23 protein-coding genes are annotated in these 25,991 nt (G+C 64.8%); 12 read left to right on the forward strand and 11 right to left on the reverse strand.

Annotation, left to right across the window (positions count from 1 at the left end):
* The first annotated feature begins 32 nt into the window (after positions 1–32).
* From ML401_RS03465 to ML401_RS03475, 3 genes are read left to right on the forward strand one after another with little or no spacing between them, the layout of a single operon-like run.
* Positions 33–1,037, forward strand: coding sequence for an ABC transporter substrate-binding protein (locus tag ML401_RS03465; RefSeq protein WP_212065801.1), 1,005 nt, complete (start codon positions 33–35; stop codon positions 1,035–1,037).
* A gap of 16 nt (positions 1,038–1,053) precedes the next feature.
* The gene (locus ML401_RS03470; RefSeq protein ID WP_063198014.1) at positions 1,054–1,827 is read left to right on the forward strand and encodes an ABC transporter ATP-binding protein; all 774 of its coding nucleotides are present in this window, start codon (positions 1,054–1,056) and stop codon (positions 1,825–1,827) included.
* Positions 1,820–2,641 carry an ABC transporter permease gene (locus ML401_RS03475; protein ID WP_063198012.1) on the forward strand — a complete coding sequence of 274 codons (822 nt, stop codon included), beginning with the start codon at positions 1,820–1,822 and terminating at the stop codon, positions 2,639–2,641. The genes ML401_RS03470 and ML401_RS03475 overlap by 8 nt, the downstream gene beginning before the upstream one ends.
* A 90-nt stretch (positions 2,642–2,731) precedes the next feature.
* On the opposite strand, the gene gtdA is transcribed toward ML401_RS03475, so the two are convergent.
* Positions 2,732–3,772 carry a gentisate 1,2-dioxygenase gene (gtdA, locus tag ML401_RS03480; protein WP_212065802.1) on the reverse strand — a complete coding sequence of 347 codons (1,041 nt, stop codon included), beginning with the start codon at positions 3,770–3,772 and terminating at the stop codon, positions 2,732–2,734.
* 113 nt (positions 3,773–3,885) lie between these two features.
* On the opposite strand from gtdA, the gene maiA reads away from it, so the two are divergent.
* Together maiA and ML401_RS03490 are read left to right on the forward strand one after the other, a co-directional pair.
* On the forward strand, positions 3,886–4,518 hold the full coding sequence (gene maiA, locus ML401_RS03485) for a maleylacetoacetate isomerase (RefSeq protein WP_211418822.1): 633 nt from the start codon (positions 3,886–3,888) through the stop codon (positions 4,516–4,518).
* Positions 4,508–5,020 (forward strand): MarR family winged helix-turn-helix transcriptional regulator, encoded by a 513-nt coding sequence (locus ML401_RS03490; protein ID WP_211418821.1) that lies wholly within the window; start codon positions 4,508–4,510, stop codon positions 5,018–5,020. Before maiA ends, ML401_RS03490 begins: the two co-directional genes overlap by 11 nt.
* Before the next feature lie 210 nt (positions 5,021–5,230).
* On the opposite strand, the gene ML401_RS03495 is transcribed toward ML401_RS03490, so the two are convergent.
* The 5 genes from ML401_RS03495 to ML401_RS03515 all read right to left on the reverse strand — a co-directional run bounded on the left by ML401_RS03495 (position 5,231) and on the right by ML401_RS03515 (position 10,497).
* Positions 5,231–6,844 carry a benzoate-CoA ligase family protein gene (locus ML401_RS03495; RefSeq protein WP_285809819.1) on the reverse strand — a complete coding sequence of 538 codons (1,614 nt, stop codon included), beginning with the start codon at positions 6,842–6,844 and terminating at the stop codon, positions 5,231–5,233.
* Positions 6,841–7,980, reverse strand: a complete 1,140-nt coding sequence (locus ML401_RS03500) for an FAD-dependent monooxygenase (protein ID WP_211418819.1) — start codon at positions 7,978–7,980, stop codon at positions 6,841–6,843. Before ML401_RS03500 ends, ML401_RS03495 begins: the two co-directional genes overlap by 4 nt.
* Positions 7,981–8,170: 190 nt before the next feature.
* Positions 8,171–8,386 carry a hypothetical protein gene (locus tag ML401_RS03505; RefSeq protein ID WP_194405690.1) on the reverse strand — a complete coding sequence of 72 codons (216 nt, stop codon included), beginning with the start codon at positions 8,384–8,386 and terminating at the stop codon, positions 8,171–8,173.
* Positions 8,387–8,496: 110 nt separating this feature from the next.
* The gene (locus tag ML401_RS03510) at positions 8,497–9,339 is read right to left on the reverse strand and encodes a cysteine rich repeat-containing protein (RefSeq protein WP_285809822.1); all 843 of its coding nucleotides are present in this window, start codon (positions 9,337–9,339) and stop codon (positions 8,497–8,499) included.
* Between the two features lie 156 nt (positions 9,340–9,495).
* Positions 9,496–10,497, reverse strand: a complete 1,002-nt coding sequence (locus ML401_RS03515; protein WP_285809824.1) for an NADP-dependent oxidoreductase — start codon at positions 10,495–10,497, stop codon at positions 9,496–9,498.
* Positions 10,498–10,709: 212 nt separating this feature from the next.
* Here ML401_RS03515 and ML401_RS03520 point away from each other — a divergent pair, with 212 nt between their 5' ends.
* Entirely contained in the window at positions 10,710–12,008 is a 1,299-nt protein-coding gene (locus ML401_RS03520) for a dicarboxylate/amino acid:cation symporter (protein WP_285809826.1), read from the forward strand.
* A gap of 9 nt (positions 12,009–12,017) precedes the next feature.
* Positions 12,018–12,971: an amino acid ABC transporter substrate-binding protein gene (locus tag ML401_RS03525; RefSeq protein ID WP_285809827.1), complete on the forward strand. Its 954-nt coding sequence runs from the start codon at positions 12,018–12,020 to the stop codon at positions 12,969–12,971.
* Between the two features lie 198 nt (positions 12,972–13,169).
* Here the strand turns inward: ML401_RS03525 and ML401_RS03530 are convergent, their stop codons facing one another.
* A complete protein-coding gene (locus ML401_RS03530) occupies positions 13,170–13,970 on the reverse strand; it encodes a RimK family alpha-L-glutamate ligase (protein ID WP_285809828.1) in 801 nt (266 codons plus the stop codon).
* Positions 13,971–14,356: 386 nt separating this feature from the next.
* On the opposite strand from ML401_RS03530, the gene ML401_RS03535 reads away from it, so the two are divergent.
* The 3 genes from ML401_RS03535 (at position 14,357) to ML401_RS03545 (ending at position 17,472) form a co-directional block, all read left to right on the forward strand.
* The gene (locus ML401_RS03535) at positions 14,357–15,130 is read left to right on the forward strand and encodes a ferredoxin--NADP reductase (RefSeq protein WP_194405696.1); all 774 of its coding nucleotides are present in this window, start codon (positions 14,357–14,359) and stop codon (positions 15,128–15,130) included.
* A gap of 376 nt (positions 15,131–15,506) precedes the next feature.
* Positions 15,507–17,132 (forward strand): FMN-binding glutamate synthase family protein, encoded by a 1,626-nt coding sequence (locus tag ML401_RS03540; protein WP_246776537.1) that lies wholly within the window; start codon positions 15,507–15,509, stop codon positions 17,130–17,132.
* A gap of 100 nt (positions 17,133–17,232) precedes the next feature.
* Entirely contained in the window at positions 17,233–17,472 is a 240-nt protein-coding gene (locus ML401_RS03545; protein WP_194405698.1) for a PilZ domain-containing protein, read from the forward strand.
* A gap of 36 nt (positions 17,473–17,508) precedes the next feature.
* On the opposite strand, the gene ML401_RS03550 is transcribed toward ML401_RS03545, so the two are convergent.
* Positions 17,509–18,804 carry a hemolysin family protein gene (locus ML401_RS03550; RefSeq protein ID WP_285809835.1) on the reverse strand — a complete coding sequence of 432 codons (1,296 nt, stop codon included), beginning with the start codon at positions 18,802–18,804 and terminating at the stop codon, positions 17,509–17,511.
* Between the two features lie 243 nt (positions 18,805–19,047).
* Here ML401_RS03550 and ML401_RS03555 point away from each other — a divergent pair, with 243 nt between their 5' ends.
* Entirely contained in the window at positions 19,048–21,123 is a 2,076-nt protein-coding gene (locus ML401_RS03555) for a methyl-accepting chemotaxis protein (protein WP_285809837.1), read from the forward strand.
* Positions 21,124–21,233: 110 nt separating this feature from the next.
* On the opposite strand, the gene ML401_RS03560 is transcribed toward ML401_RS03555, so the two are convergent.
* The 3 genes from ML401_RS03560 to ML401_RS03570 all read right to left on the reverse strand — a co-directional run bounded on the left by ML401_RS03560 (position 21,234) and on the right by ML401_RS03570 (position 24,814).
* Entirely contained in the window at positions 21,234–23,204 is a 1,971-nt protein-coding gene (locus ML401_RS03560; RefSeq protein ID WP_259215378.1) for a carbohydrate porin, read from the reverse strand.
* Positions 23,205–23,603: 399 nt separating this feature from the next.
* A complete protein-coding gene (locus ML401_RS03565; RefSeq protein WP_194405702.1) occupies positions 23,604–23,867 on the reverse strand; it encodes a hypothetical protein in 264 nt (87 codons plus the stop codon).
* Positions 23,868–24,007: 140 nt separating this feature from the next.
* On the reverse strand, positions 24,008–24,814 hold the full coding sequence (locus ML401_RS03570) for a creatininase family protein (protein ID WP_259215380.1): 807 nt from the start codon (positions 24,812–24,814) through the stop codon (positions 24,008–24,010).
* 153 nt (positions 24,815–24,967) lie between these two features.
* Between ML401_RS03570 and ML401_RS03575 the strand changes: the two genes are divergently transcribed.
* Positions 24,968–25,990 carry an ABC transporter substrate-binding protein gene (locus ML401_RS03575; protein ID WP_211418807.1) on the forward strand — a complete coding sequence of 341 codons (1,023 nt, stop codon included), beginning with the start codon at positions 24,968–24,970 and terminating at the stop codon, positions 25,988–25,990.
* Position 25,991: the final 1 nt, after the last annotated feature.

The raw sequence follows: 25,991 nt of genomic DNA on the forward strand, positions 1-25,991 counted from the left end.
ACGACCAAGACAACGACGGCGGAGGAGACGGGATGATCGGGATGGTGCGGCTCGCGCTTGCGGGCCTTCTGGCGATCACGGCGATTGGCACGGCGCGGGCCGAGGACGCGTTGAAGGCCAGGATCGGCGTGCTGCGCCTGTCCTCTTCCGCGCCGGTCTTCATCGCGCAGGACAAGGGCTATTTTCGCGAGGCCGGCCTCGACGTCGAGCTGAAATTCTTCGATGCGGCCCAGCCGATCGCGGTCGCGACGACCTCGGGCGACGTCGATTTCGGCATCACCGCCTTCACCGCGGGTCTCTATAATCTTGCCGGCAAGGGCACGCTGAAGGTGATCGGCGGCATGAGCCGCGAGAAAGCCGGCTATCCCCTGATCGGCTATTTCGCCAGCAACAACGCTTACGCCGCCGGGCTGAAGACGCCGAAGGACCTCGCGGGAAAACGCGTGGCGATGACGCAGGTCGGATCGAGCTTTCACTATTCGCTCGGCCTGCTCGCCGACAAATACGGCTTCAAGCTCGCGGACGTGAAGATCGTGCCGCTGCAATCGCTGTCGAATGCGGCCGCCGCGCTGAAGGGCGAGACCGTCGATGCCGCGCTGCTGCCGATCTCCACCGCGCGAAAGCTGATGGACGAGGGCGGCGCGAAGTTCTTGGGCTGGGTCGGCGACGAGACGCCGTGGCAGCTGGGCGCGGTGTTCGCCTCGCCGAAAACGCTGACCAACAAGGCGCTGGTGACCAAGCTGCTCGGCGCGCTCGCCAAGGCCGACCGTGAATATCACGACGTCATCCTCGCCGCGATGAAGGACGGCGTCGCGCCCATCAACGACAAGACGAAACCGCTCCTGGAGATCATCGCCAAGTACACCAACCTGCCGGTCGAGCAGGTGGTCGGCAATTGCGCCTATATCGACCCCGACGGCAAGCTGGATGTGAAGAACGTCGACAACCAGATCAAATGGCTGCAGGAGCAGGGTTTTGCCGACAAGGGTTTTGACGCGGAGGCGATCATCGCCAAGGACTATGTGAAGGCGGATTGAGAGCAGAAACCAGTTCATGGACCTGATCGCCAGCCACATCACCCACCGCTTCGGCGATCTCGCCGTGCTCGACGATGTCTCCTTCACCGTCGGCGCCGGCGAGGTGGTGGCGATCGTGGGGCCTTCCGGCTGCGGCAAGAGCACGCTGCTGTCGATCCTCGGCGGACTGTTGCAGCCGACCTCCGGCGCGCCCGAGCTCCGGGGCTCGCCGCCAGCGGACAGCCTCAATCCGCTGACATTCGTGTTCCAGGACTTTGCGCTGCTGCCCTGGGCGACGGTCGAGGAGAATGTCGAATTCCCGCTGCTGCACACCCAGCTTTCGGCCGTGCAGCGACGCGCGCTGGTCGAGGACGCCTTGCGCCGCACGACGCTGACTGATTTCCGCAAAGCCTATCCGAAACAGCTTTCCGGCGGCATGCGCCAGCGCGTCGGCATTTCGCGCGCGCTCGCGGTCAAGCCGGCCATTCTGCTGATGGACGAGCCGCTGTCGGCGCTGGATTCGCAGACCCGCGAGCTCTTGATGGAAGACTTCGTCCGCCTGCTCGCCGATGGCGGCATGGGCGCGGTTTACGTCACCCACAATCTCGAAGAGGCGGCGCGGCTCGCCGACCGCATCGTGGTGCTGTCGCGCAGGCCCGGCCGCATCCGCGAGGTCGTGACCGTGCCGATGACGCGCGCGGCGCGCGGGGAGGCTGAAGCGCGCGAAAAACTGCTGGCGCTGCAGAACCAGATCTGGTCGCTGATCCGCAACGAGGCGATCGATGCCGAGCGCGAGGTCCAGCATGCTTGATCGCGCGCCGGCCGAAATTGCGAAAGACGCTGCAACCCGGCGCGTCCGCTTCCGCGGCGCCGGCTTCGTGCCGGCCTCGAGCCGCTACGGCGGCTGGATCGCGCTCGCGATCGTCATCGCGATCTGGCAGGCCGCGGGCAGTGCCGGCCTCGTCAATGCGCTGTTTCTGCCGACACCCGCCGCAATTGTCCGTGCGATCTATCAGCTCGCGATCTCCGGCGCGCTCTGGCAGCATCTGTCGGCCTCGCTGCTGCGCATCGGCGTCGGCTGGCTGCTCGGCACGGCGGCGGGCGTCGCCGTCGGCTTCGCCATCGGCCTGTCCAGGCTGGCGCGCAGCGTCGGCATCACCTTCATCTCGGCGCTGTTCCCGATCCCGAAGATCGCGCTGCTGCCGCTGCTCATTCTCTGGCTCGGCATCGGCGAAGAGCCGAAGATCGCGACGATTGCGCTCGGGGTGTTCTTCTCGACCGCGATCTCGGTCTATAGCGGCGTCGATGCGGTGCCGCGAAATCTCATCCGCATGGCGCAGAGCTTCAACGTCCCCTTCGCGACCATCGTGCGCAAGGTGATCTGGCCGGGCGCGCTGCCCGCGATCCTCGCCGGCTTCCGCATCACGGCCTCTGTCGCGCTGCTCCTCGTCGTCAGCGCCGAGATGATCGGCGCCCAATACGGCATCGGCGCCTTCGTGCTGCAGGCCGGCAATCTGATGCAGACCGATCAACTGCTCGCGGGCGTCGTGATCCTGTCGGTGTTCGGGCTCGCGGTCGGCAAGCTGATCGGCTGGCTGGAGGTGCGGTTGCTGCACTGGCGGTAGCGGCAATCCGCGCTGCCACCTCTTCTGTTTCCGCGTGTGCCGAACGAAGAGGGTGGATTACGCCTTCGGCTAATCCACCCTACGAGAGTCTCACGAATTGCCGCGATCTTCCCTGAACAGATCCAGCTTCTGCTGCACCGGCCGGTCCGAGAAGCTGAACAGCACGGCATCCTCATCCGCCTCATGCGTGACCCAGTGCCAGCTCGGCACCACGAACAGATCGCGCGGGCCCCATTCGAAGACAGTGTCGCCGATGCGGCTGCGGCCCTTACCCTCGATCGGGCAGAACACCGTCGCATCCGTCGAACGATAGCGCGCGGTCTTGAAGCCCTTCGGCAGCAGCTGGATGAAGGTGCCGATGGTCGGCATCGCGAAATCGCCGGTCTCGGGGTTGCTGAACTTCAGCTTCAGCCCGTGGCAGGCGTCCCACTCCTGGCTCGTTCGAGCCTTCTCCAGTGCCTCACGCGTGTAGGCATAGGGATAGCTGAAGATCGGCGAGGTCTTCGAGCTCCGCTTCACATCGACCGGCAGCAGATTGTGGCCGTAGCGCGCAAAGCTGTCGCCCGCGGGTTTTGTGATCTTCTGCTGGTCCTCTTTCGATCCCTCGGCGAAGGAGCAGTCGAAGAACTGCACCAGCGGAATGTCGAGGCCGTCGAGCCAGAACATCGGCTCGTTGGTTTCGTTGGAATGATCGTGCCAGGTCATCGACGGCGTGATGATGAAATCGCCCGGCTCCATCGCGGTGCGCTCACCGTCGACCGCGGTGTGGGCGCCCCTGCCTTCGAGCACGAAGCGCAGCGCCGACTGGCTGTGCCGGTGCGCCGGTGCGACGTCGCCGGGCACCACCATCTGCACGCCGGCATAGAGCGAGGTCGTGATCTTGGACTGGCCGCGCAGGCCGGGATTCTCCAGCACCAGCACGCGGCGCTCGGCTTCCTTGGCGGTGATCAGCTTGCCGGCTTCGATCATGTAGTCGCGGATGACGTCGAATTGCCAGAGATGCGGCCGGCAGGCGCTCTTCGGCTCCGGCGTGATCAGATCGCTCATCACCGTCCACAGCGCGGTGAGGTTCTCGCCGTCGATCTTCTTGTAGAAGGCCTCGCGCTCCGGCGTCTTGGTCACGGCTTCCATGGCGGCGCTCCCGTTCGTTTTGTTGATTGACAGTATACTGACGATCTAGGTAGCGTCAATGCGAGGGACGGCGTACAAGGCCCTAAAATGACAGAGGATAGAGGGAGGTCCTAATGAAGCTGCACGGCTATTTCCGCTCCAGCGCCGCCTACCGGGTGCGGATCGCGTTGAACCTCAAGGGCCTCAAGGCCGCGCACTTGCCGCATCATTTGCGCAAGGGCGAGCAATGTGCGCCCGCTTATCTCGCCATCAACCCGCAAGGCCTCGTGCCGGCGCTGGAGAACGATGGCGGTGCTGTGCTGACACAATCGGTCGCGATCATCGAATGGCTCGACGAGACGCACCCCAATCCGCCGCTGCTGCCGAAAGATGCACTGCAGCGCGCCAAGGTGCGGGCGTTCGCCCTGGCGATCGCCTGCGACACCCATCCGGTGCAGAACCTGAAAGTGCTGGCGCGGCTGCGCGAACTCGGTCTGGCCGAAGAGAAGGTCCAGGAGTGGGCCGCCTGGGTCAACCGCGAAGGGCTGTCGGCCTGCGAGACGCTGATCAAGGACGAGCCGGGGCCGTTCTGCTTCGGCAATGCGCCGACGCTGGCCGACCTCTGCCTGGTGCCGCAGCTCGCCAATGCGCGCCGTTTCGGCGTCGATGTCTCCGCCTATCCGCGCCTGCTCAAGGCGGAGGCCGCCGCCAAGGCGCTGGCGGCGTTCGCCGAGGCCGCACCGGAGAAGCAGCCCGATGCCGAGTAAGCCGCCTCCTCCGATCACGATCGATGCGGTCTATGCCGCGCCGGGCTATCTGTTCCGGCGCATGCAGCAGATCGCGGTTTCGATCTTCATGGAGGAGTGCAAGGCGTTCGACCTGACCCCGGTGCAATATGCCGCGCTGATCGCGATCCACACCCATCCCGGCATCGACGCCACACGGCTGTCGGCGGTGATCGCCTTCGACCGCTCCACGCTCGGCAGCGTGATCGAGCGGCTGCAGGCCAAGGATTTTGTCGAGCGCAAGCCGGCGCCCGAGGACAAGCGGATCAAGCTGCTCTACCTGACCAAATCAGGCGCCGCGATTCTGCGCGAGATCATCCCCGCCGTCGAGCGCGCCCAGGCGCGCATGCTGGAGCCGCTCAAGCCAGCCGACCGCAAGACGCTGATGGCTTTGATGTCGCAACTCGTCGATCTCAACAACGAGGCCTCGCGCGTGCCGTTGCGGGCGGAAGATGCGCTGGAGCATTTGGGCAAGGCGGGGTGAGGGGATGTGAGTGAGGCGATGTTCGTGCCCCATATTCAGTGTCGTCCCGGACAAGCGAAGCGCAGATCCGGGACCCATACGCCGCAGCAAAAGTTTGGCGAAGACAGGCAATGACCATCTCGCGCAACAACGAGTGCTGCGGCGTATGGGTCCCCGCCCCCGTGCGCAATTGCGCACTAGGCGGGGACGACACCGAGAATATAGCAGTGGCTACATCCTCAACAACGCCTGCCGATCGATCTTCCCCGTGCCGGTCTTCGGCAGCTCGTCGGTGAAGATCACTTCGCGCGGATATTTGTAGGGCAGCAGCTTGCCCTTCACATAGTCCTGCAGCCGCCGCGTCGCGTCGCCCTGGTTGACCGTGCGGTTGTTCATCACCACCACGGCCTTCAGCGTCATCCGGCGGTCCGGCAGCTCGGCGGCGAACACCGCGCATTCGCGGATCTCGGGGTGGTCGGCGAGGCACAGCTCGACCTCGAGCGGATAGACCCATTGGCCGGAGATCTTGATGAGATCATCGGCGCGGCCGCGGAAGAAGTGGAAGCCGTCGGCATCCCTGACGAAACGGTCGCCGGTGTAGATCCAGCCACCCTCGCGGATGGTCTCGGCGGATTTGTCCGGCCGGTTCCAGTACAGCGGCGTGTTGGAATCGCCGCGCACCCACAAAATGCCTTCCTCGTTGTCGGCGACGTCGCGGCCGTTCTTGTCGCGCAGCGCGACCTCGTAGCCGGGCACGCGCAGGCCTGCGGCACCGAGCTTCTTCTGCTCCGGCCGGTTGGAGAGATAGATGTGCAGCACCTCGGTGGAGCCGAGGCCTTCGACGATCTCGAGGCCGGTGAGCGTCTTCCAGCCGTTGAAGACCTCGGCCGAGAGCACCTCGGCGGCGGACAGCGCCATGCGCAATGACGAGAAGTCGGTCTTGTCCGCGTCGTCAGCCTTGGTCAGCGACGTATAGAGCGTCGGCAGGCCGAAGAAGACCGTCGGCCTGTACTGCGCGATCGCCGCGAAGATCGACGCGGGCTTCGGCTGGCCCGGCAGCAGCAGCGTCGCCGCGCCCGCCGAGAACGGGAAGGTGACGGAGTTGCCGAAGCCATAAGCGAAGAAGATCTTCGGCACGGAGAAGCAGATGTCGTCAGGCGTCAGCTTCAGCACGCTCTGCGCGAAGGCGGCCTCGCTATAGGCCATGTCGTGCTGGAGATGCACGATGCCCTTGGGCCGTCCGGTGGACCCCGAGGAATACATCCAGAACGCCATCTCGTCGCGATGCGTGGGGGCTTCGGCCAACTCGGCCGGGAATTGTGCGAGCCAGTCTGCCGCCGCTACCGCTTTCGGCGCCGCATGGTCGCGCACCTCGCCATTGACGACGATCAGCGTATCCAGCTTCGTGTCCTTGCAAGCCTCCGCATTGAAGCGCGAGCAGAACTCGGACTCCGCCACCGCAACTTCAGCCCCGGAATCGGCGAGATAGAATTGCAAGAGGTCCGGCGGCGTCAGCGTGTTGATCAGAAGCGGCACGAAGCCGGCGCGCACCGCGCCGAAGAACGCGGCCGGATAGGCCGGGGTGTCGTCGAGGAACAGCAGCACGCGGTCGCCGCGCTTCATGCCGAGCGAAGCCAGGCCGTTGCCCCAGCGGCAGGCGTCCGCGCAGAGCTCGCCATAGGTCCGCGTGCCCGCGGGGCCCAACAGCGCGAGCTTGTCGCCACGGCCCTTGCCGAGATTGTCGAACAGGACGCGGCTGGCGTTGTAAAGTTCCGGAACGGCAAAGCCGATCTCGCGTGCCCCCGCGCTGTCGGCGGGCACCTGGTCGAAAATCTCGTTGCTCATGCCTCGTCTCCGCCGTTCTTGGCGGCCTCGTAGCGGGCCATGAAGGCCGGGGACATGTGGCGCAGGCGTGCATCGTCGATGCGGCCGGAGCGCGTGATGTAGCTGTAGGCGAAGTCCATCAGGTCGAGCTGCATGTGCTGGGCAAAATGCTCGTACCAGAAGGCGCTGGTGCGCGCGGCGTTGACGAGCTTCTGCACCACCGGTTTTCGCGCGGCCTGATAACGATGCAACGCGGTCGACAGGTGCGCGTCCGATTCCAGCGCCTTGACCAGAGCAATGGCGTCCTCGATGGCGAGTCGCGTGCCCGAGCCGATCGAGAAATGCGCGGAGTGCAGGGCATCGCCGAGCAGAACCATGTTCTTGAACGACCAGTGCTCGTTCCAGACCCAGGGGAAGTTGCGCCAGACCGATTTGTTGGAGACCAGCGAGCGGCCGCCGAGCGTGTCGGCGAACACCTCCTCGCAGACGCCCTTGGACTGCTCGACGTCCTTGTAGGCGAAGCCATAGGCCTGCCACGTCGCGTGATCGCACTCGACCAGGAAGGTGCTCATGGTCGGCGAGTAGCGGTAGTGATGGGCGTTGAAGGCGCCGCGGTCGGTCTTCACGAAGGTCTGCGACAGCGTGTCGAAGCGCTTCGAGGTGCCGTACCAGACGAACTTGTTGGAGGAATAGGACAGCGAGGTGCCGAAATCGCCTTCGAAGGCGCGGCGCACCAGTGAGTTCAAGCCGTCGGCGGCGACGATCAAATCGTGGCCATTGAGCTGGTCGATGCTGTGGATCTGCGTGTCGAAGCGCGGCGTGACGCCGACGCCGAGCGCGCGCTGCTGCAGGAATCGCAGCAGTTCCAGCCGTCCGATCGAGGAGAAGCCGACGCCGTCGATGGCGACGCTGTCGCCGCCGAGGTTCAGCGTGATGTTCTCCCAGCTCTCCATATGCGGCGCGATCGCGTCGACCGTCTCGGGGTCGTCGGCGCGCAGGAATTCCAGCGCCTGGTCGGAGAAAACGACGCCAAAGCCCCAGGTCGCGTCGGCCGGGTTCTGTTCGAACAGGTCGACTTGATCCTCGGGGTGGCGCTTCTTCCAGAGATAGGCGAAGTAGAGCCCGCCGGGCCCCCCGCCAATCACGGCGATCCGCAACGTCTGCCTCCCTAATTGACAGTATACTTACTATCTAGGGGTAGACTAATGTGCTCCGACGTCCGGCGCCAGCGGAATTATCCGCCGGCGCCGGCGCGCCGAAACTCATCGTCCGGACACACGTTTTGCGTGCATCCGAACCGTCAGGCCGGAATCATAGCCAAACCGCGCCGGCTTGGCTATTCGCGCATCAGACGCAGCGCTTCACATAGACCCCGTTCACCAGCACCCTGGTGCAGCGGACCACCGGAACCGGCTTGCGCACCACGACGGCCGCGTTCGGCCCGGCGCAGCCGGCGCGATAGACCCCGCGGGCGCACACCACCGCATTGGCGTCGGTGGCATCAAAGGTCATGGTCGCTCCGAAGGCGAGCAGCGCAGAAGCAACGAGCAGCAATGTACGCATGTTGTCCTCCCGGTCTTGTCGTGATCGAAATCGGACGTCTGAAAATGATTTGTCGTTGCAGGCGTGCGGCGAATTCATCCGCCGCACGCCGCTGATCGTCGCGTGCCGCCTTATCGCGCGGCGAAGGGGGCCAGCACGTCCCTGCACGCCGGCGAAAGCGATGCGGCATTGCTGGCGAGGCATTGCATGATGCGACCGGCGCCGACCTCGACGCCGGCGCAAATCGTGCGGATGTCGGCGCCGCAGGCGGATCGAGCCACGAACAGTTCTTCGCGCGGCCGCATTGGGCGCAGCACCAGCACGGTAGGGGCTGCGGCAGGCGCTGCCGCCGCACCCGCCGCCGGCGCAGCGGTGGTCGCTGCGCCGCCGCCGGTTGCGGCGCTCACGGCCTTCTCGCAGGCCGGCGAGACCTTGGCCTTGTTCTTCTCCAGGCATTCGAGCGCCGGCGCGCCGCCCGGCGGCACGCTGGCGCAGACCTTAGGATAATCGCCGCGGCATGAGCTTTTGATCGCAGCAAGTTGCGCGCTGCTCGGCTGCTTGGGTGCCGCGGTCTTCGGCGCCGGCGGTGCAGCGGCCGGCTTTGCAGCGGGCGCCGATTCAGCCTTCGGCGCGGCAGGTGTCGGCGCCGGCTCCGCTTTGGGAGCCGCTTCGGTCTTCGGCGCAGCGGCGGGAGCGGCTTCGGGCTTCGCAGCCGCGGGCGGCGCGATCGCGCGAACCGCGGTCTGGCATCCACCCGAGAGGCTCGACATGTTCTTCTGCAGACATTGAAACGCTTCGGTGCCGCCGGGCGTCACGCTCGAACAGTGCGCCATGAAGTCGGAGCGGCACGCGGACCGGATGGCGCTCTTCTGAGCCTCGGTCGGTGCCTGCGCGAATGCGCCTGCTGCAGTTGCGAACAGTGTCGCCGCCAGCAACGCCGTGCGCGTTGAGACATGTTTCAACGTGTTGAACATTGGGATGAATTCCTGCCCTGTCGATATCGTTCGACGCTTAATCAAAGTCGCGCAATCGCAATCGTCGCGAGTGATGCCTCGCGAACGATATCATTGGCCGCTTCGGCCTCTACCGCAAGTAGATTGTGCCGGCGCGAATGCGATGAGCCGACGCCGTCAGAGTTTGACCATGCGCTTGCCGCGGTTCTCGCCCGCGAGCAGTCCGATCAGCGCCTTCGGCGTGTTCTGCAATCCGTCGATGATGTCTTCCTGCACCTTCAGCTTGCCGGATTTGACCCAGCCCTGGAGATCGGCGAGCGCGCGGGGGCTCTCCTTCATGTAGTCCATCACGATGAAGCCCTGCATGACCAGCCGCTTCACCACGATCAGGCCCGGCACGCCGCGCGGGCCGTGCGCTGCGGGCGCGCCGTCATATTGCGAGATCGCGCCGCAGCAGGCGATGCGGCCGTAATTGTTCATTTGCGGCAGGCAGGCTTCCAGAATGTCGCCACCGACATTGTCGAAATAGACGTCGATGCCCTTGGGCGCCGCCGCGCGCAGCGCCTTGAACACCGCGCCGTCCTTGTAGTCCACGGCGGCGTCGAAGCCGAGCTCGGAGGTCAGCCAGTTGCACTTGTCCGCGCCGCCGGCGATGCCGACCACGCGGCATCCCCTGATCTTGGCGATCTGTCCGACGATCGAGCCGACCGAGCCTGCGGCCGCGGAAACCACGACGGTCTCGCCCTCCCTGGGCTTGCCGATCTCGAGCAGGCCGAAATAGGCGGTGAGGCCGGCGATGCCGAATACGCTGAGCAGATGCGTCATCGGTTCGAGCTTCGGCATCTTGGTGAGGTGCTTCGCCGGCACCGCGGCAAACTCCTGCCAGCCGGTGTCGCCGAACACGATGTCGCCGGCAGCCAGGCCCTCGGCCTTCGAGCTGACCACCTCGGCAATGGCGCCGCCGGCCATCACGCTGTTGGCCTCGACCGCGGAGCGGTAGGTCGCGCCGTGCATCCAGGCACGGTTGGCGGCGTCGAGTGAAATGTATCGCACGCGCAGCAAGGCCTCGCCGTCTTTCGGTTCCGGCACGGCACCGTCCACAATCTTGAAATGTTCGGGGCCGAGCTTGCCGCTGGGTTTTTCGACCAGCAGAATTTGGCGATTGGTGCTGCCGCTCATGGCGTTTCCCTCTTCGATCGTCTTGACGATTATTGATGCAGCCGCCGCAAACAAAACGAGCAGGCCGCATGCGTTGTGCGCTGCATGAAGGCTAGATCGCGGCGTGCGATTTCACAACGGGAACATCGTGAAAACGCGATCACACGCAAAGCGTGTTGCGTCGCTCAAATATCTGCGACATCATGAAGCGCCGGTGTACGTGGGGGTAAGCGATGTCGAACAGGTTCACGCAATACATTCTGGCCGCGATGGTGCTCGGCATCGTCATGGGGGCAGCGATCTACAACTTCCTGCCCGACACGCGCGCCGAGTGGGCCTCCGCCATCAACCTGATCGCCATGATGTTCCTGCGCCTGATCAAGATGATCATCGCGCCCCTGGTGTTCGCGACCCTGGTCGGCGGCATCGCCCATATGGGATCGGGCTCCAAGCTCGGCCGCATCCTCGCCAAGACCATGGGCTGGTTCATCAGCGCCTCCTTCATCTCGCTGCTGCTCGGCCTCATCATGGTCAATCTGCTGCAGCCCGGCGCCAACTTCCCGGGCACGCTGCCCCAGGCCGGGCAATCGACCGGCCTGCCGGTGTCGGCCTTCTCGATCGAGAAATTCCTCACCCATCTGATCCCGACCTCGATCGCGGATGCGATGGCGCAGAACGAGATCCTGCAGATCGTGATCTTCGCGGTGTTCTTCTCGGTTGCGATGGGCTCCATGCCCGAACGTTCGAAGCCGATCCTCGCGATGATCGACGACGTCGGCCATATCATGCTCAAGGTCACGAGCTACGTGATGCTGTTCGCGCCGCTCGCGGTGTGGGCCGCCATCACCGCGACAGTCGCCAAGAACGGCCTCGCCGTGCTCTGGAAGCTCATCGTCTTCATGGGCGGCTTCTATCTCTCGCTGATGATCCTGTGGGCGATCCTGGTCGTGGTCGGCTTCATCGTGATCGGGCCGCGCTACAGCCATCTGTTGAAGCTGGTTCGCGAGCCGCTGATGATCGCGTTCTCGACCGCGAGCTCGGAGGCGGCCTATCCGAAGACGCTCGAGGCGCTCAACCGCTTCGGCGCCTCCTCGCGCATCTCCAGCTTCGTGCTGCCGCTCGGCTATTCCTTCAATCTCGACGGCACGATGATGTACTGCACCTTCGCGGCCGTCTTCATCGCGCAGAGCTATCATATCGACATGTCGCTCGGCACCCAGCTCGCGATGCTGGCGACGCTGATGATCACCTCCAAAGGCGTCGCCGGCGTGCCGCGCGCCTCGCTCGTCGTGATCGCCTCGACCCTGGCGCAGTTCAACATCCCCGAGGCGGGCCTGTTGATGATCATGGGCATCGACACCTTCCTCGACATGGGCCGCAGCGCCACCAACGTGATCGGCAACACGCTGGCGACCTCGGTCGTGGCCAAATGGGAAGGCGGGCTTGGGCCTGAGCACGCGATGGGACCCGGCGATGCCGTGCCTGATGACATGATTCCCGGCGAGGTGCCCGCGATGGCCGGCCATGGGTAGGAGCGAACCATGGGCCAGATCCTGGCGAGGTCGTTGACCTCAGGCCGCTTGAGGCTCGCGGCATCGTTGCTCGCGACCTCCTTGTTGGCCGCGTCGTTGTTCGCGACCCCGGCGCTCGCGCAGACCGGCGAAGGGCTGAGCCCGACGCTGTCGGCCATCAAAACGGCGCACACCGTGCGGCTCGGCTATCGCGAGAGCTCGCCGCCGTTTTCCTTCCTCGACCAGTCGGGCCGCCCGATCGGCTACAGCCTCGAGCTCTGCGAGGCCATCGTCGAGGAGATCGGCGTCGAGGTCGACGACCCCAATCTCAAGATCGACTACGTCAAGGTCACCTCGGACGACCGCATCGACGCCGTGCTCCAGAACAAGATCGACCTGGAATGCGGCTCGACCACGGCCAATGCCGAGCGCGGCAAGCGCGTGGCCTTCTCGCCGCTGATGTTCGTCGCCGGCACCAAGCTGATGGTGGCGAAGGCATCCACCGTGCAGTCGCTGGTTGATCTGAAGGGCAAGACCATCGTGGTGACCAAGGGCACCACCAACGAGCAGGCGATCCAGGCGGCGGACAAGAAGTCCGCATTGGGGCTGAATATCGTCACCGGTACCGATCACGAGCAATCCTACCAGATGCTCGCCGACGGCAAGGCCGACGCGTTCGCGACCGACGACATCCTGCTCTTCGGCCTGATCGCGCGCCACAAGGCGCAGGACAAATTCCGCGTCTCCGGCGATTACCTGTCCTACGATCCCTACGGCATCATGTTCAGGAAAGGCGAGCCGCAATTGTCCGCCGTCGTCGAGCGCGCCTTCCGCAAGCTCGGCTCCAACCGCGACCTCGTCCCGCTCTACAACAAATGGTTCACCGCGCGGCTTCCGACCGGCGAACGCCTGAACGTGCCGATCTCGTTGCAGCTGGAAGAGGCGTTCAAGGCGATGGACGATTCGGCGAGCGCGAATAATTAGTCCACGCTCGCGCCGCGATCTCGCTGCCTTCCCTTCTCCCCTTGTGGGAGAAGGTGGCGCGAAGCGCCGGATGAGGGGTATCTCTCCGCTCATTCGGATGAGAGTTGGACTCGCGGAGAGAACCCCTCACCCGTCTCACCGCTTCGCGGTGAGCCACCCTCTCCTACAAGAAGGAGAGAGGCGGCAGCGAGTTCTCTGCTAATTTTCGCCAAACACCCGATCCAGCGCCGCGTCATAGGTCGCCTGCACCAGCTCCGGGTGCAGCTTGCCTAACGCTTCCATCATCACGCCTGAATTGATCTCGAGCACGCGCCATTCGCCGTCGACGCGCACCACGTCGATCGACGCAAACACAATGCCGATGGCGCGCGCGGCCTCGGTCGCGAGCTTCACGCAGGCCGTACGAGTCTCGCCATCCGCCAGCAGCACCGGCTTTGCGCCGGCATCGAGATTGTGCCGCCAATCCGTGCCACGCTGCTTGCTGTAGACGACAAGGGGCACATCGCTGAGCAGCACCACACGGACCTCGTCCTCGATCGCGACATAGGGCGAGATCACGAGCCCGGTGCACATCGAGAAAACCTCGCCCGTCGCGTGGTCGAGCTCCGCCTCATTCGTCACCTTGAAAACCGAGCGTCCCGATGTTCCCTCGTTCGGCTTGATCACCACGCCTTGCGGATTTTCGTGGAGCAACTCGAGCATCGCGTCCCGCCAGCCGGCGCCAACGACGTTCCCGCCCAGCTTCGGATTGAGGAAGAGGTGATGCGCGATGCAGGACACGCCCGTGAGTGCCAGCACCTCTGATGTCGCCGATTTGTCATTGGCGAGACGATGCGCGATGGCGCTGTTGAGGCCGATGTCGTAGCCGAAGGCGAAGCGCCGCTCGTTGCCCCGGCGCATCGCGATCAGCCAGCCGCCGGCGCGGACATCGACGGCGATGCCGTGGTCGGCACTATAGCGCCGGATTGCCTGAACGAAGATTCGCTCGCCGCCTGCCATCTGCCTCAGCCGTTCGTTTCGATCAGTCCTGGCGCGAAAAGCCGCAAAAACGCGGGCATCGGCGCCAAGCGGGGTGGAAATCAGAGCTATTCTTAATGAAATTCTCGCGAGCGCGACGGAAATTAAGTGCTGCAATCGAGCCCCGGAGGGAAAAGAAATTGCCCTTCCTGCAAGCCGGGCAGGAGATTCGTTAATCCTGCGACCAATTCAGCCGCAAATGCCGGTTTGATCGGCATCAATTGCACCCGAAACGAGGTTGATTATTGGTCTCAATGGCGTAGATCACACACGCGAAATCCTCCGCCATGGCAATGGTGTCCGCCCCGTTTTCAGGGCCGGGCAACGCTTTTGCCCTAAAACCGCAATTATTCGGAATATCGAAAATCATGAGCGCGTTTTACCGAGAGAAGGTTCTGTCCGTTCAGCACTGGACCGACACGTTGTTCAGCTTCCGCGCCACGCGCGATACCGGTTTCCGCTTCCAGAACGGCCAGTTCGCCATGATCGGCCTCGAAGTCGACGGCCGTCCGCTGCTGCGCGCCTACAGCATGGCGAGCGCCAACCACGAGGAAGAGCTCGAGTTCTTCTCGATCAAGGTTCAGGACGGTCCGCTGACCTCGCGCCTGCAGAAGATCAAGGAAGGCGACACCATCCTGGTCGGCCGCAAGGCGACCGGTACGCTGATCACCGACAACCTCATCCCCGGCAAGCGGCTGATGCTGCTCTCGACCGGCACGGGCCTCGCGCCGTTCGCGAGCCTGATCAAGGACCCCGACGTCTACGAGCAGTTCGAGTCCATCGTGCTGGTGCACGGCTGCCGTCAGGTCTCCGAGCTCGCTTATGGCGAGAAGCTGGTCGCGAATTTGCGCGAGGATGAGCTGTTCGGCGAGCTGCTCGCCGACAAGCTCGTGTACTATCCGACCGTGACCCGCGAGCCGTTCAAGAACCGCGGCCGCATTACCGACCTCATCAACTCCGGGCAGATCTTCACCGACATCGGGCAGTCGCCCCTCGACATCGAAACCGACCGCATCATGATGTGCGGCAGCCCGGCGATGCTGGAAGAGCTGAAGGTGATGTTCGAAGGCCGCGACTTCATCGAGGGAAGCGGCAACAAGCCTGGCCATTTCGTGATCGAGAAGGCGTTCGTCGAGCGGTAAGCGCCGCTCGCAGCCATCAATTCAGCTGCCGTCCCGGGTCTGCGCTGGTGCTTGCCCGGGACGACACCGTCGTTTGTGGCGGCTCCCGCGGGCTTGCTTTCCATCGCCCCGCCTGTACCGGCCCCGCCGTCCGAACATCCCCCTTTGCTGCACCGCACCCCGCCCATCGGGCTGATTGATTTGTCTCGGCCAAATTCGCTAGCCTGAAACAAGGGCCGCGTCATATCCGTATGACAGGCGAGGGCGTATCGTACCGCCTCATGCTGGCGAGAGGATCGGAATCGTGGCCAACGACACCAAGACGCAGGAATCCTCCCAACACTCAGCCCCCCCGCACGCATCCCCCAAGCGCCTGCCGCTGGCGGAAGAGGGGATCATGGAAACCCTGCTGCTGCCATTCTCGCCGCGCTTCATCGTGCTGACGATCTGCGCGGTCGTCACCGCGCTGTTGATCGGCATCGGCATCGCCGACCGCAAGATCTTCGACATCCTCTTGGTGCCGATCCTGATTTTCGGCGCGCTGACGCTGCTCGGTGTCCGCGATCTCCTGCAGAAGAGCCACGCGGTGCTGCGCAACTATCCGATTTCGGCGCATATCCGCTTCCTGCTCGAAGAGATCCGCCCCGAGATGCGGCAATATTTCTTCGAGAGCGAGAAGGACGGCATGCCGTTCTCGCGCGACACCCGCGCCGTGGTCTATCAGCGTGCCAAGATGGAGCTCGACAAGCGTCCGTTCGGCACCCAGGAGGACGTCTACCGCGAGGGTTATGAGTGGATGCATCACTCGGTCGCGCCGAAGACGCACGCCCAGGAAAAATTCCGCATCACCATCGGCGGCCCCGACTGCAAGAAGCCGTATTCGGCCTCGGTGTTCAACATCTCCGCGATGAGCTTCGGCGCGCTCAGTCCGAACGCGGTGCGGGCGCTCAATGCCGGCGCCAAGAAAGGCGGCTTCGCGCATGACACCGGCGAGGGTGGCGTCAGCCCCTATCATCGCGAGATGGGCGGCGACATCATCTGGGAAATCGGCTCCGGCTATTTCGGCTGCCGACGTCTGGACGGCGCCTTCGACCCCGAGGCGTTCGCGCGCGTCGCCGGCGACGACCAGATCAAGATGGTCGAGCTCAAGGTCAGCCAGGGCGCCAAGCCCGGCCATGGCGGCGTGCTGCCGGCGGCAAAAGTCTCGGAGGAGATTTCCAAGATCCGCGGCGTCGCGATGGGCGAGGACTGCATCTCGCCGGCCTCGCACCGCGCGTTCTCCACGCCGACCGGCATGATGCAGTTCATCGCCGAGATGCGCCGCCTCTCGGGCGGCAAGCCGGCCGGCTTCAAGCTCTGCATCGGTCATCCCTGGGAATTCCTGGCGATCTGCAAGGCGATGCTCGAGACCGGCATCTATCCTGACTTCATCGTCGTGGACGGCAATGAAGGCGGCACCGGCGCGGCGCCGCTGGAGTTCATGGATCATCTGGGCATGCCGATGCGCGAGGGCGTCAATTTCGTCCACAACGCGCTGATCGGCATCAATGCGCGCGACCGCATCAGGATCGGCGCGTCCGGCAAGATCGCCACCGCTTTCGACATGGCGCGGGCGATGGCGATCGGCGCCGACTATTGCAACTCGGCGCGCGGCTTCATGTTCTCGCTCGGCTGCATCCAGTCACTGAGCTGCCACACCGACCGCTGTCCGACCGGGGTGGCGACGCAGGATCCGACGCGGGCGCGCGCGCTCTACGTGCCGCTCAAGATCGATCGCGTGCACAACTATCACCACGCGACGCTGCATTCGCTGACCGAGCTGATCGCCGCCGCGGGCCTCGAGCATCCGCAGCAGCTGCGTCCGATCCATTTCAGCCAACGGACGTCGACGACGCAGGTGCAATCCTTCGCCCAGCTCTATCCGGCGCTGCGTCCGGGCGAGCTGATCGACGGCACCGAGGACCCGCGCTTCAGCGATGCCTGGCGGATGGCGCGGGCGGACACGTTCCAGCCGGTGCTGTAGCGGCACCGCTTCGCCCCACCGCGATACCGGTCCGCACAATCACGCCGAGAGCGGGGCGGGCTTTTAACGGTTGGTTCAACTTTGGGTGTAAATTGTGCCCATGGACGAACGGCGCGACAAGGCGAGACATCGTGTGCTGAAGGCCGGAACGATCGAGTTCGGCGGCGGCGCGATCGACTGCACCGTCCGCAACCTGTCCGACACCGGCGCTGCGCTCGACGTCACCAGCCCGGTCGGCATCCCCGAACATTTCACGCTGTTTGTCCCGGCCGACGGAGCCCATCTGTCCTGCACCGTGGTCTGGCGCAAGGAGAAGCGGATCGGCGTGCGGTTCGGGTGAGGGGGAGCTGGAGCGCTATTCGCGACGCCGCTTGCCTCATCCCGTCTCGACCTCGCTCAATCGGCTCGCCAGGATCTTGTCGATCCTCCGTCCGTCGAGATCGATCACCTCGATATGCCAGCCGCCGAAGTCGAAGGCATCGCCGGTGTCGGGCAGCGCGCTGAACTGTTGCAGCACGAGGCCCGCCACGGTGTTGTAGCGGTGCGGCGGCAATTCGACGCCGAGCAACTCGCCGAATTCGTCGACCGGCATCCAGCCAGAGATCAGGAATGAATCGTCTGCGCGCTTGACATAGGCCGGCTCCGGCGGTCCCGCTTCCGAATGGAAGGCGCCGACGATCGACTCGAGGATGTCGGCGGCCGTCACCATGCCTTCGAAGCCACCATATTCGTCGTAGACGAAGCCGACATGAACCGGAGCGGTCTTCAGGATGGTCAGCACGTCGCGCGCGTCTGCCGACGCCGGGATGCCGGGCGCCTCGCGCACCAGCGCGCGCAGATCGGGCTCGCGTTCGTTCATAAAGGCGACCAGGAGGTCCTTGGCCTGGAGCACGCCGATCGGCTTGTCGCGGTCGCCGTCGGAGACGGGAAAGCGCGAGTGCGGGCTCTTGGCGATGATCGCCTGGATGGCGGCGAAATCGTCGTTCAGGTCGATCTCGTCGACCTCCGTGCGCGGCGTCATGACCGCGCCCACCGGCCGGTCGCCGAGCCGCATCACGCCGGCGATCATCTCCTTCTCGCCGGGCTCGAGCACGCCTGCGCTCTCGGCCTCGCTGACGAGATGATGGATCTCGTCCTCCGACACCTTCTCCTCGGACTTGCCGCCGCGGCCGAGCAAAGTGAGGATCAGCTTGCCGGAGAGGTCGAGCAGGAAGACGAGCGGCAGCGAGACCTTCGCGAGAATGTGCATCGCCGGCGCAACCTTCACCGCGATGCTTTCGGGATCGCGCAGCGCCACCTGCTTCGGCACGAGTTCGCCGACGATCAGGGTGGCGTAGGTGATCAGCGTGACGACGAGGCCGACGCCGACGATGTCGGCAACGCCGGGGGACAGGCCGAGCTCGAGCAGCCATTGCGTCAGCCGCTGTCCGAGCGTCGCGCCCGAGAACGCGCCGGAGAGCACCCCGACCAGCGTGATGCCGATCTGCACCGTCGAGAGGAACTTGCCGGGATCGGCCGCCAGCGTCAGCGCCCGCTCGGCGCCGCGCACGCCCTTGGCGGCGAGCAGCGACAGTCGGGCCGGACGGGACGAGACCACGGCCAGCTCGGACATGGACAAGAGGCCGTTGATGACGATCAGGACGACGACGATGACGAGTTCGACGGAGAGCATCGGGGTTCCGAGGTAAGGGAGTGTGGCCGGATCAACGGCACACGCCTTGATATAGGTATTCGGCAAGGAAATGCCGTCAATTTTGCCGCATCCGAACGCCCAGGGAACCCACGCGCGACAATGGTCCCGGGGGCCCGCGACCACCTGACACTCCGCGGAACTACGGAGCGATGCTTAACGGCCCCTTAGTGGCCCGCCGCTAGGTTTTCGAGATTGCAGAAATGTATTCGGGGGGACCCAAAGATGCGGATCGGGAAGCTTTTCGCGCTGTCGATGCTGACGGTGACGGTTTTTGCGGTCATCCTCGGCGCCGAGGTGCTGATACCCCAGACGCGCATCTTCACGAACCGCTCCGACGCGATCAAGACGGTCGATGCCTTTGGTGCGATGCTGACGGTCAGCCAGCATGTCGCCGGACTTCGTGCCCCCTACATCTCGCCGATCTTCCAGGAAGGCGTTGCGACGCAGGCGCAGAGCGAAGCGGCCGGGAAGGCTGCGAAAGCGGCCGACGCCGGATTCGAGGCTGCAAGGCGCGCCATCCTTGTGCTCGATGACAGCGCAGCGATGATCGAAACCCTGGATCGCACCGCCCGACGGCTGAACGACATCTATACTGCGGCAGACCGCGCGATGAGCGTTCCCCTGGCGGCACGCGACAGTGCCGTGGTCAAGGGCTTCCTGCCCGCCGTTGCCGAGGTCATCAGCAACATCGAGCCCATCATGAACCGGCTCGAAGGGCAGGTCGTCAATGCCGATTCCTCGCTCGCGGCGCTCTTGAGCCTGGCGCGGACCGCACAGGATCTGCGTGTCTCGGCCGGCAGCCGCGCCGCCACGCTGTCGCCGGCGCTGTCCGCACGCCGTCCGATGGTGGCGGCCGAATTCTCGCTGATGGACCGCATGCAGGGGCGTGTCGAAGCCGATCGCGAGCGCATCGAAGCCGGCATGCAGCAGCTCGGCAATCCGCCCCGCATCGCCTCCGCGCTGAAGGCTGCGACGGAATCCTATTTTGGCAAAGCAGCTCCGATCGTGGACAAGGAGATGCCCGCGGCAAGAGGCGATGGCAAGTATGGCACCAACGCCGAGGAGCTGGCGAACGTCATCGTCCCCGCCATCCAGATGTTCTACGGCGTGCGCGACGCCGCGCTGGCCGAAGCGGCCGAGCGTGCCATTGCTGCGCGCAATGGCGCCCTGGCGATGCTGGCGCTGGCCGGCGTTGCCGTGCTTGCCCTGCTCGGAACGCTCGGTGGCGTGACCATGATGCTGCGCAGCCGCGTGGTGACGCCGCTCGGCCGGATCGCGGACGTGATCGGAACGCTCGCCGCCGGACAGCACGACGTCGAGATTCCCGCGACCGGCCGCAATGACGAGATCGGCCAGGTGGCGGGCTCGCTGCAGCACTTCAAGAATTCCTTGCTCACCAAGAAGCAAGCCGACGAGGCGGCCGCGGTCGAGGCCGAGGCGAAGCTGCGGCGCAGCCAGCGCATGGACCAGATCGCGCGCGAATTCGAAGCCATGATCGGCGACGTCATTAACACGGTGTCGTCGGCCTCGTCCGAGCTGGAAGTATCCGCGGGCACGCTGACCAGCACGGCCGATCAATCGGAGAAGGTCACCGCGACCGTCGCGGCCGCCTCCGAACAGGCTTCCACCAACGTGCAGACCGTGGCCGCGGCGGCCGAGGAGATGGCCTCGTCGGTCGACGAGATCAGCCGGCAGGTGCAGGACTCCGCGCGCATCGCCGGTGAGGCGGTGCAGCAGGCCGGGCGGACCAACGACCATGTCGGCGAGCTCGCCAGGGCCGCGGGGCGGATCGGGGACGTCGTCGAGCTCATCAGCCAGATCGCGGGCCAGACCAATCTTCTCGCCCTCAACGCCACCATCGAGGCGGCGCGCGCCGGCGAGGCCGGGCGCGGCTTCGCGGTCGTCGCCTCCGAGGTCAAGGCGCTCGCCGAGCAGACCGCCAAGGCCACCGGCGAGATCAGCCAGCAGATCTCGGGAATTCAGGCCGCGACGGACGAATCCGTCGGCGCCATCAAGGCGATCGGCGACACCATCACCCGCATGTCGGAGATCGCGTCCGCGATCGCCTCGGCGGTCGAGGAGCAGGGCGCGGCCACGCGGGAGATTTCCCGCAACGTGCAGCAGGCCGCGCGCGGCACCCAGCAGGTCTCGGCCAGCATCGTCGACGTCCAGCGCGGCGCCAGCCAGACCGGCTCGGCGTCCGCCAACGTGCTCAACTCCGCGAGATCGCTGTCCGGCGAAAGCACACGCCTCAAGGTCGAGGTCGGCAAATTCCTCGACGCGATCCGCGCGGCGTAGACGGCGTGGTGGGATCGGAGACCGCTGCTACAACGCAGGTGCGCTCCCTCTCCCGCAAGCGGGAGAGGTGAAACGGCCACCACCTGATTTCATCGCACTTGCGCCGCTGCTCAGAACTCGCCGTGCAGCCGTCCTGAGAATACCGACACCGGCCCGCGGTCGGCATTGTAGGCGGGGTTGACGATCAGCTGGTAGTCGGCGGTGAGCGTGAGATTCTTGTTCAGCGCATAGGCGTAGTAGGTTTCGAGGATGCGCTCCTTGCGGTAGTTGAGCGCACCGTCGCCGATCAGCACGCCGAGGCCGCCGGCGGCGAGGAAATCGCGGTAGTCCTGCGAGATCGCGTTGATCGCGCCGCCGACGCCGATCACGTCGTCGGGCCGGCCCCATTTCGTGCCCTTGATCGAAAGTCCGCCCGACAGGCTGCGGTTGATGTCGGTGAAGGCGAGCGTTTCGCTCTTGCCGTCGTTCCAGCTCCAGCGGCCGAACAGTCCGACATCCTCGGTGATCGCCTGTTCGAGATTGACGACATAGCCGACCTTGATGCGGCCGCGCCGGGTCTGCGCGATGTCGAGGTTGAGCGCGGGATTGTTCAGCGTCTCGCGGAAGCTGCCCATGTTGGCGCTGTCGAGCCAGCCCATGGTCCTGAGCTTGCCGGGCTGGCCAAACAGCGAGAAGCGCGTCTCCAGCTCGAGCACGTATTGGCCCCGCTCCCCGACCCTGGTGTCGAAATGGTTTGCATTGGGCTCGGAAACCATCAGGAAATAGCCGCCGCGCAGCGCCCATTGCTTCTGGTTGAGCTCGGCGGTGACGCCATAGGTGAGGCCGACCTTGTCGGCGGAATAGTCGAAGGCGCCCGGTGCCCACAGCGACCAGTTCATGAAGTCCTTGCGGGTGTCCTTGGCATAGGCATTGCCGTCGAACACGTCGACCACCGCGAACTTGCCGGCCTGCACGGTGAGGCGGGAGACGTCGACCTTCTGCCCCAGCTGCAGCTGACCGCTCGCGAGCTCTTCCTGCTCGCCGCCGAAGCCGAAGGTCTGGCGCACGAACAGGCGCGAGGTGTTGTAATGCGGATAGGGGAAGTTCGACTTCTGCGCTTCGCCGTTTGGGAAGCCGGCCGCGCCCACCGTGTCGCTCAGTCCAAAGCCCTGCAGCAGTTCGGGATTGTAATAGACCTCGCCGCCGTCCCACAGCCGTGCGTTCAGGAACAGGCTGTTGCTCCACGTCGCCTTGGCTTGCCGCGACGGCGTGAGCGAGTTCGGCCCGGTGTAGAGCGCGGGGAACGACGGATAACCTTGCGGCAGATAGGTGCTCTGGCCGTGGATCTCCCAGCGATCCGATTCCGTGTCGATCAGCGAGCTCTTCGGATCATAGCTCGGCATCCCCGGCCAATCGACCTTGCGGTTGAGGCCGAGCCTGACCTGCTGGAAGTCGAGCGACGAGGAGGTGTATTGGGCCCCCGTCGAGAAAGCGACGTTGGCGCCGTCGAACCGGCTGTAGAGATATTCGAGCCGCGCGCTCCAATGCGGCGCGAAGCCGTACTCGACGCCAGCGCCTGCGATCCAGCCGGGCCGCGTGTTCAGGATTTTCGGGATTTCGGCGCCCGAGGCCGGCGCGTCGAAATAGCGCTCGCCCATCCAAGCAAAGCCGCCGGTGGCGTAGAGCAGCCATGGCCCGCTGGCGTAGCCGACGCGGCCGCGCAGGCTCGCGGTGTAGTCCCATTGCTGCGCGACGGTGTTGCCGGGTGTCGTCAGGAACGAGACGATCGAGTTCGAGGTGATGTAGTTGGGAAACGTGAAATCGCCTTCGACACCGACCAGCCAGCCCGAGTTGAGCCGGTAATTGTAGCCGGCCTGCACGCCGCCGATCATGCCGCTGAAGACGCCGCTGTCGTTGATCGCCGTGCCGTCGTTGAGCGCAAAGTGCGACGAGCCGCGGCCATAGCCGGCATGCGCACCGATATAGAGGCCGGTCCAGTCGTAGACCGCTTTCAGGGCCGGAGCTTTCAGCGGCAGATCGGCCGCGCGGCCGGTGGCGGGAAAAGCCAGCACGCCCGCGGCAATCGCCGCGGCCGTTCGCAAGCACCGGTGTCTGTGATCTCTCAACGCCAAAACGCACGCCCCCAAACGCGAATGAATCCCATCCGCCGCGATATCCCTGCCGATTCGCGGCGCCCCTGTCATCAGGACTTAAAGTGCCTGCGCACCGCCGAGATGATCTCGGCTCGACGCGGGTTCTTCCCAGCCCCTCAGCTTGACCGAGACCTTATTGCGATTAATTCGCAATAGCAACTGGTACGCATTGCCGCAGAGGATGGTTCGCACCGCTGTGTGACGGGGCTGCAACGATTCCGGCAGGTGCCACAAATGAATGACCCCGCCCGGGGGGACAGCCGGGCGGGGTCGGGGGCACGACACGGGGTGGATGAGGCGCCCGTGTCGGACGCAGGATCCACGAGAGATCGGCCTCAGGTACTCAAATCAGTAGCAGGTACGAACGCGGCCGACGTACTGGCCGAAGGCGTTGTACTGGGCGACCCAGCCGCAGCGGTGATAGCCGTAGTAATAGGGGTCGTTGCTGGCGGCGATCGCGGAGCCGACGACGGCGGCAGTGGCGATGCCGGCACCGACACCCCAGACCCAACCGGGCTGCTTGGCTTCGGCCGAGGAGGTGGTGGACACGATGCTGCCGGTGACGGCGAGGGCAGCGAGAGCGACGGCGGCAATCTTGGTCTTGATCGACATGTGAAACTCCATCCGAGGTTGAGGCGGTCCGTTGTGGCCCGCGTGCCCAGTTTGACGGAGGCTCCTCGCGTCCGGTTCGAATGCGGCAAATCCGCTGCTGGATCTGTGAACTTTCTCGAATGATTTCAACAGGATATGGGCTAGCCGAGAGGCCCCTTGGCGAGCCTGTTCACGTCGAAGTTATCGACCTCGCTCAGCAATTCGCAAAAGGCCCTCGCGCCCTGGTCGAGCAGCCGCTCGCCTTTCGCAGGCTCAGCCAATGTCGCGTTGCCGATTGCGCCGCTGGCGTTGAGATCCTGCGCCTGCCAGGCAAACGGCGCGGGCCGCTGCGTCGACAGCCAGCGATATTGCTTCGCCATCGCGACGCTGCTCGCGGGAAAATCCGCGATCGCATCCTTCCGCACCTGATCGGGATAGCGCGCCAGCATGATCGAGGTCTCGATCGCGCCGCCGTGGATGCCGTGACGCACTTCATCGGCCGGGAACAATTGATCCGCGCCCGACAGCCGTGACCACGATGTCGTAACCACGAACAGCTTGTGATGCGCGCGGAGATCCTGCGCGACCAGCATCATCGCCGCGCTGTTGCCGCCATGGCTGGTGATGATGACGAGCTTCTTCACGCCGCGCCGCGCGATGTCCTCGCCGATCCCGGTCCATCGCTTCAGCGCCGCTTCGGTCGGCAGCGTCTGCGTGCCCGGATAGTCGATATGCTCGGTGGAGATCCCGACCGGTTCAACCGGCAGGAACGTCGCTGGAACGCTTCCCGGCAACAGCTCGCGCACGCGCGCCAGATAGGCGTCAGCGATCAGCACGTCCGTCGTGAGCGGCAGATGGGGGCCATGCTGTTCGGTCGCCGCCAGCGGCAGCACCGCGATCCAGCGTGCCGTCTCCGCGGCGGGCGCATCGGCCCAGCGGATTGCGGTCCAGTCGCGGGACGGCGTCATCAAGGTTTCTTTGCCCGAATTTGTCACGTAATTTGCGCTATCAGGGGATGCGGACCCGGCTGGTTCGCGTCCCCTGATGTCATGCGGTTCTATCGCGTTGCGTTCATATGAGCCAGATGCGATTGGGTTTTAAGCGATCGACGGAGTGCCATTATGCCCCCCATTCACATGCGGCGAACGCTCATTGCGGGCCTCTTGGCCGCTTTCGCCTGCAGCATCCCGGCGCGCGCGGAGACGCTGGACAAGGTCACCTTCGGCACCAATTGGGTCGCCGAGGCCGAGCACGGCGGCTTCTTCCAGGCGGTGGCCGACGGCACCTACAAGAAATACGGGCTCGACGTCACCATCGTTCCCGGCGGCCCCAACGAGAACAACCGGATGCTGCTGATCGCCGGCAAGATCGATTTCTTCATGGCCGCGAACACGCTGATGTCGTTCGATGCGGTCGCCAACAACGTTCCCGTCGTGACCATCGCCGCGATCTTCCAGAAGGATCCGCAGGTGATGCTGACGCAGCCGGATGCCAAGGTTGCCAAGCTCGAGGACCTCAAGCCGCTGACGCTGTTCGTCTCCAAGGAGGGCATGGGCAGCTATTTCCAGTGGCTGAAGTCCGAATACGGCTTCAGCGAGAAGAACGTCCGCCCCTATAATTTCAATCCGCAGCCCTTCATCGCCAATCCCAAGAGCGCCATGCAGGGCTATGTCACCTCCGAGCCGTTCGCGGTGGAAAAGGCGGCGGGCTTCAAGCCCAACGTGCTGCTGCTGGCCGACTATGGCTTCAACACCTATTCGACCCTGATCGAGACGCGCCGCGACATCGTCGAGAAGAAGCCCGATCTCGTCCAGCGCTTCGTCGATGCCTCCATGGTCGGCTGGTACAACTACATCTATCGCGACAATTCCGCCGGCAACGCCATGATCAAGAAGCTCAATCCGGAGATGACCGACGATCTGCTGGCCTATTCCGTCGCCAAGATGAAGGAGCACGGCATCGTCGATTCCGGCGACAGCTTGAAGAACGGCATCGGTGCGATGAGCGACGAGCGCTACTCCTCCTTCTTCAACAAGATGGTCAAGGCCGGCGTCGTGAAGGCGGATCTCGACTTCCGCAAGTCCTACACGCTGCGCTTCGTCAACAAGGGCGTCGGCGTCGAGCTGCGTCCGAACAAGCCGTAGC

Origin of the sequence: Bradyrhizobium sp. 62B (genome assembly GCF_030272265.2) — a bacterium.
Lineage (GTDB): Bacteria > Pseudomonadota > Alphaproteobacteria > Rhizobiales > Xanthobacteraceae > Bradyrhizobium.

Bases quoted from the DNA above. Each gene is read 5' to 3' on its own strand.
- ML401_RS03555 (WP_285809837.1), top strand. From the start codon at position 19,048: ATGCGGATCGGGAAGCTTTTCGCGCTGTCGATGCTGACGGTGACGGTT.
- ML401_RS03565 (WP_194405702.1), bottom strand. From the start codon at position 23,867: ATGTCGATCAAGACCAAGATTGCCGCCGTCGCTCTCGCTGCCCTCGCC.
- ML401_RS03515 (WP_285809824.1), bottom strand. From the start codon at position 10,497: ATGAGCGGCAGCACCAATCGCCAAATTCTGCTGGTCGAAAAACCCAGC.
- ML401_RS03535 (WP_194405696.1), top strand. From the start codon at position 14,357: ATGAGCGCGTTTTACCGAGAGAAGGTTCTGTCCGTTCAGCACTGGACC.
- gtdA (WP_212065802.1), bottom strand. From the start codon at position 3,772: ATGGAAGCCGTGACCAAGACGCCGGAGCGCGAGGCCTTCTACAAGAAG.
- ML401_RS03505 (WP_194405690.1), bottom strand. From the start codon at position 8,386: ATGCGTACATTGCTGCTCGTTGCTTCTGCGCTGCTCGCCTTCGGAGCG.
- ML401_RS03570 (WP_259215380.1), bottom strand. From the start codon at position 24,814: ATGACGCCGTCCCGCGACTGGACCGCAATCCGCTGGGCCGATGCGCCC.
- ML401_RS03510 (WP_285809822.1), bottom strand. From the start codon at position 9,339: ATGTTCAACACGTTGAAACATGTCTCAACGCGCACGGCGTTGCTGGCG.
- ML401_RS03470 (WP_063198014.1), top strand. From the start codon at position 1,054: ATGGACCTGATCGCCAGCCACATCACCCACCGCTTCGGCGATCTCGCC.
- ML401_RS03575 (WP_211418807.1), top strand. From the start codon at position 24,968: ATGCCCCCCATTCACATGCGGCGAACGCTCATTGCGGGCCTCTTGGCC.
- ML401_RS03530 (WP_285809828.1), bottom strand. From the start codon at position 13,970: ATGGCAGGCGGCGAGCGAATCTTCGTTCAGGCAATCCGGCGCTATAGT.
- ML401_RS03525 (WP_285809827.1), top strand. From the start codon at position 12,018: ATGGGCCAGATCCTGGCGAGGTCGTTGACCTCAGGCCGCTTGAGGCTC.
- ML401_RS03490 (WP_211418821.1), top strand. From the start codon at position 4,508: ATGCCGAGTAAGCCGCCTCCTCCGATCACGATCGATGCGGTCTATGCC.
- ML401_RS03475 (WP_063198012.1), top strand. From the start codon at position 1,820: ATGCTTGATCGCGCGCCGGCCGAAATTGCGAAAGACGCTGCAACCCGG.
- ML401_RS03495 (WP_285809819.1), bottom strand. From the start codon at position 6,844: ATGAGCAACGAGATTTTCGACCAGGTGCCCGCCGACAGCGCGGGGGCA.
- ML401_RS03545 (WP_194405698.1), top strand. From the start codon at position 17,233: ATGGACGAACGGCGCGACAAGGCGAGACATCGTGTGCTGAAGGCCGGA.
- ML401_RS03540 (WP_246776537.1), top strand. From the start codon at position 15,507: ATGGAAACCCTGCTGCTGCCATTCTCGCCGCGCTTCATCGTGCTGACG.
- maiA (WP_211418822.1), top strand. From the start codon at position 3,886: ATGAAGCTGCACGGCTATTTCCGCTCCAGCGCCGCCTACCGGGTGCGG.
- ML401_RS03465 (WP_212065801.1), top strand. From the start codon at position 33: ATGATCGGGATGGTGCGGCTCGCGCTTGCGGGCCTTCTGGCGATCACG.
- ML401_RS03520 (WP_285809826.1), top strand. From the start codon at position 10,710: ATGTCGAACAGGTTCACGCAATACATTCTGGCCGCGATGGTGCTCGGC.
- ML401_RS03550 (WP_285809835.1), bottom strand. From the start codon at position 18,804: ATGCTCTCCGTCGAACTCGTCATCGTCGTCGTCCTGATCGTCATCAAC.